This is a genomic window from Halomonas sp., from assembly GCF_041689495.1.
Classification (GTDB): domain Bacteria; phylum Pseudomonadota; class Gammaproteobacteria; order Pseudomonadales; family Halomonadaceae; genus Halomonas.
On sequence record NZ_JBDNGD010000501.1, the window covers coordinates 1 to 3,871 of the forward strand.

Here is a 3,871-nt window from a genome sequence, read left to right on the forward strand (position 1 = left end):
CCGTGGCCGGGCGCGCGCATCCGGAGATGCAGGCGCTGCGCGATGTCTGTCGCGGGATGTTCGAGGCACTGACGGCGGCCATGCGTCCCGGCAACAGCTTCGATGATGCCGCCCGCGCCGCCGAGGCACAGCTTGCCCCACACATCGACCGGGTCTTCTTCTCGGGAGTCTTCGGCTACGCCGTGGGCGCCCAGTTCCCGCCCAGCTGGGTCGAGGGCACGGGCTACATCGCTCGCGGCCAGGAGCGAACGTTCGAGGCCGACATGGTCTTCCACCTGCCGCTCTGCCTGCGACTGCCGGGGCAGTGGGGCATCGGTCTGAGCGACACCGTGCGTGTCACGCCTCAGGGCGGCGAGCCGCTTACCGACAACGACTGGCAATTGAAGGAGTCCAGATGAACCGTCATCAGGAGTTGATCAGGGGGGGAGGGAGGCGAATCGTCATGCCTTGGCTGGTTGGTCTGACGCTGGCTGTATCGTCAGTTGTCATGGCCGAGGAGATCCAGCGTCATCCTGAGTGGTGATGGCTGATGTTCTTTGCTTAACTATCCTGTCTCAATGTTATGGCGTATCCCATTGATTATCATGGGAAACATCTCCGTCAAAAGGATTGTTGAGTCGATGCAAGATGCTCCGCCCCATGGGCAGGTAGAAAACTTTCATCACTAATCGGCGAAGGGCGATCGGTTTCTACCTGTGCTTGCTGCTGATCATGACAGGCACCCTGGGTAGCCTCATGGTCGATCAGTACCAGCGGGATCTCGCGGTGGGCCGTGAACGGGTTGCCGCCCGGGCCGATCTGGTTGTCGAGTGGGTCGCCAGTACCTTCGAGACCAGCGACCAGATCATGGCGGGCCTGGTGCATCTCTTCGATTCCCCCATGCGGGCACGTCTGCTCGATCTTCAGGAGTCCATCTCCGGCCTTGAGTCGCACCTGCGGCAGCGAAGTGACGAGTTCGATAACGTCGAGGCCCTGAGCATCCTCGATGATGAGGGTCGTCTGGTCGCTTCTTCCCGCCCGGACCCGGGACGCGGACAGGATCTCAGTGAGCGGCCCTATTTCCGCCCCTTCGCGGAAGATCCGGACCTTGATGACCGGGTGTCGCCGCTTGTCGCCTCGGCCGATGGCGATGTCTATCTCCTGGTCCAGGTCCGTCGTCTACAGGGTGACGATGGGCAATCCAGGGGCCTGCTGGTGGCCTACCTGGATCCTTCGATGCTTGCGCAGACGCTCGAGGAGCTGTCCATGGCCCGCGGGGAAAGCATTGCCATCATCGATACTCGGATGCAACTCTTGGCCCGACGGCCCGCCTTCGTCGACGACGTTCGCCTCGATGTACTGGGTACCCAGGTCGTCGAGCCATCGACACGACGATTCATCGATAGCGGCGAGGAAAGTACCAGCCTGAGGACCCTGTCTCCACTGGATGGTGAGGAACGGGTCTATGCCTTTCAGCGGGTAGGCGAGTTGCCCCTGGTCGTGGTGGTCGGTGAAGAGACCGACGTCTTGCTAGCCGATTGGTATCACCGCCTGTGGATTCTGGGCATCGTTGCATTGGTCATCTCCACCCTGGGCGGCCTGGCGCTGCGCCACTATCTCAATCGCTTGTCTCTGGAGGCCGAACTGCGTCGGCGAGTGGTCGAGGCCCGTCATGCCGAGCAGGAGCTGCGCATCTCCGCGACCGCCTTTGAGACCCACCTGGGCATGGTCATCACCGATGCCCAAGCCAGGATCCTCAAGGTCAACGATACCTTCACCCGCATCACCGGCTATTCCGAGGCCGAGGTGCTGGGCCGCAATCTGAGCCTGCTCAGCTCCGGTCGCCACGACGAGGCCTTCTATCGGCACCTCTGGGAGCGCGTGCGAGAGAACGGCAGCTGGCAGGGAGAGATCTGGAACCGACGCAGGAACGGTGAGGTATACCCCGAGTGGCTGACCATCAGCGCGGTGCACGACGAGGCCGGCGAGCTGACCCACTATGTGGCCACCTTCAGCGATATCACCCAGCGCAAGGCCGCCGAGGAGGAGATCCACCAACTCGCCTTCTATGACCCCCTGACCGGGCTGCCCAACCGCTGGCTGATGCTCGCTCGCCTGGAGGGCTTGCTGAAGGACAGCGACCGCAACGGCCAGTTCGGTGCACTGCTCTACCTCGACCTGAACAACTTCAGGCAGGTCAACGATACCCAGGGCCACCTGGCCGGCGACCACCTGCTGCAGCAGGTCGCCTTGCCGCTGCGGCAGGTGCTGCGCGCGACCGACATCCTGGCGCGGCTGGGTGGCGACGAGTTCGCCGTGCTGCTGCACGACCTCGGCCGCGACCAGGCGCAGGTGGCGTTGGCAGTCGAGCGTATCGCTTATAAGCTGCTCGGCGTGCTCCAGGCGCCGGTTCTCCTGAATGGTGTCGAGGTGAAGGTGACCGCCAGCCTCGGGGCTACCCTCTATCGCGATCATGAGACGACCCCGGAGCAGATTCTCCAGCAGGCCGACATGGCGCTGTTCAAGGCCAAGGAGGAGGGGCCAGACACCCTGCGCTTCTTCGACCCCACCATGCAGGCGCAACTGCAGCAGCGTGCCCGGCTCGAGGCGGACCTGCGCCAGGCGCTGCCCCGGGGCGAGTTCCGGCTCCACTATCAGCCCCAGGTGGATACAGGCGGAAGAATGATCGGCGCCGAGGCGCTGCTGCGCTGGGAGCATCCGGAGCGCGGCATGGTCTCCCCGGGAGAAATCATCCCGCTGGCCGAGGAGAACCGGCTGATCGTGCCCATCGGCGGCTGGGTGCTGGAGACCGCCTGTCGGCAGCTGGCGGTCTGGGCCGCTGATCCTGCCACGGCCGACCTGACGATCTCGGTCAATGTCAGCCCCGTGCAGTTTCGCGAGTCGGATTTCGCCGCTCGGGTACTGGCCATTCTGGCGCGCACCGGCGCCCGCCCCGAGCGGCTCAAGCTCGAGGTGACCGAGAGCCTGTTTGTCCATGACCGCAACGAGGCCCGCAACACCATGCAGGGCCTCAGGGAACACGGCGTGACCTTCGCCATGGACGACTTCGGCACCGGCTACTCCTCGCTCTCCTACCTCAAGCGCCTGCCCCTGGACCAGCTCAAGATCGACCAGTCCTTCGTGCGTGACCTGCTGGAGGACAAGGCCAGTGCGGCCATCGTTGCCAGCATCATCGCGCTTTCCGAGAGCCTGCAGCTGGAGGTGATCGCCGAGGGGGTCGAGACCGAGGACCAGCGTGCCTGGCTGACGGCACACGGCTGCCAGGCCTTCCAGGGCTACCTCTTCGGCAGGCCGGTGCCGGTCGAGGCGCTGGACGTAGGTCCCCTCCACGCCGGTTGAATGCCGTCGACGACGCATTGGCTATTCCTTCAGGTGTGCCCGCGCTTCCTCGGCGTCCTCATAGATGTGTGGCGGGACGGCGCGTGCCTCCAGCGCATGGCCGAGCTTGCGGCGCATGAAACTGCTGGTGGTGTAGCGCGTGACCCGCGAATAGAAGCGCTCCTCCAGACGGCGCACCATCTCGGTATAGGCCTCGAGCACGGCCTCGTCGATGCGGCAGTGGTCATAGTTGACGATGGCGTAGACCCGACGGCCCAGGGGTGCCAGCCGGGTCTCCACCTCATGCTCGATGGCCTCGACGTCCTCCCGGGTGCTGATCCTCAGGTTCTCGAAGTTGATGAAGAAGATGTCGTCGCGTTCGTCCAGGCTGAGGCGCTGTGCCAGTGGCTGGCTGAGCAGCACGTCACGCAGGCCCATGGGCGCCTCACGGAAGATGCGATCGTCCATGGGTCGTGGTGGCTCGGGCATCAGGGGCGTGAAATCCATCAGCGCCAGGATGTCCCGTTCCAGGTCGGCCCCCGGGGCAATCTCG

At 64.4% G+C, this 3,871-nt stretch carries 3 protein-coding genes; 2 read left to right on the top strand and 1 reads right to left on the bottom strand.

Annotated features, from left to right (window positions below):
* Positions 1–398 (top strand): M24 family metallopeptidase (locus ACESMD_RS14900; protein ID WP_372614511.1); only part of this gene is annotated, 398 nt, incomplete at its 5' end.
* A 313-nt stretch (positions 399–711) separates the two neighbouring features.
* Positions 712–3,339, top strand: coding sequence for an EAL domain-containing protein (locus ACESMD_RS14905; protein WP_372614513.1), 2,628 nt, complete (start codon positions 712–714; stop codon positions 3,337–3,339).
* Positions 3,340–3,360: 21 nt separating this feature from the next.
* Here ACESMD_RS14905 and ACESMD_RS14910 read toward each other — a convergent pair.
* Positions 3,361–3,871 (bottom strand): hypothetical protein (locus ACESMD_RS14910; protein WP_372614515.1); only part of this gene is annotated, 511 nt, incomplete at its 5' end.

Excerpts from the sequence above, each read along its gene's own strand:
- ACESMD_RS14905 (WP_372614513.1), top strand. The coding sequence starts at position 712 with ATGACAGGCACCCTGGGTAGCCTCATGGTCGATCAGTACCAGCGGGAT.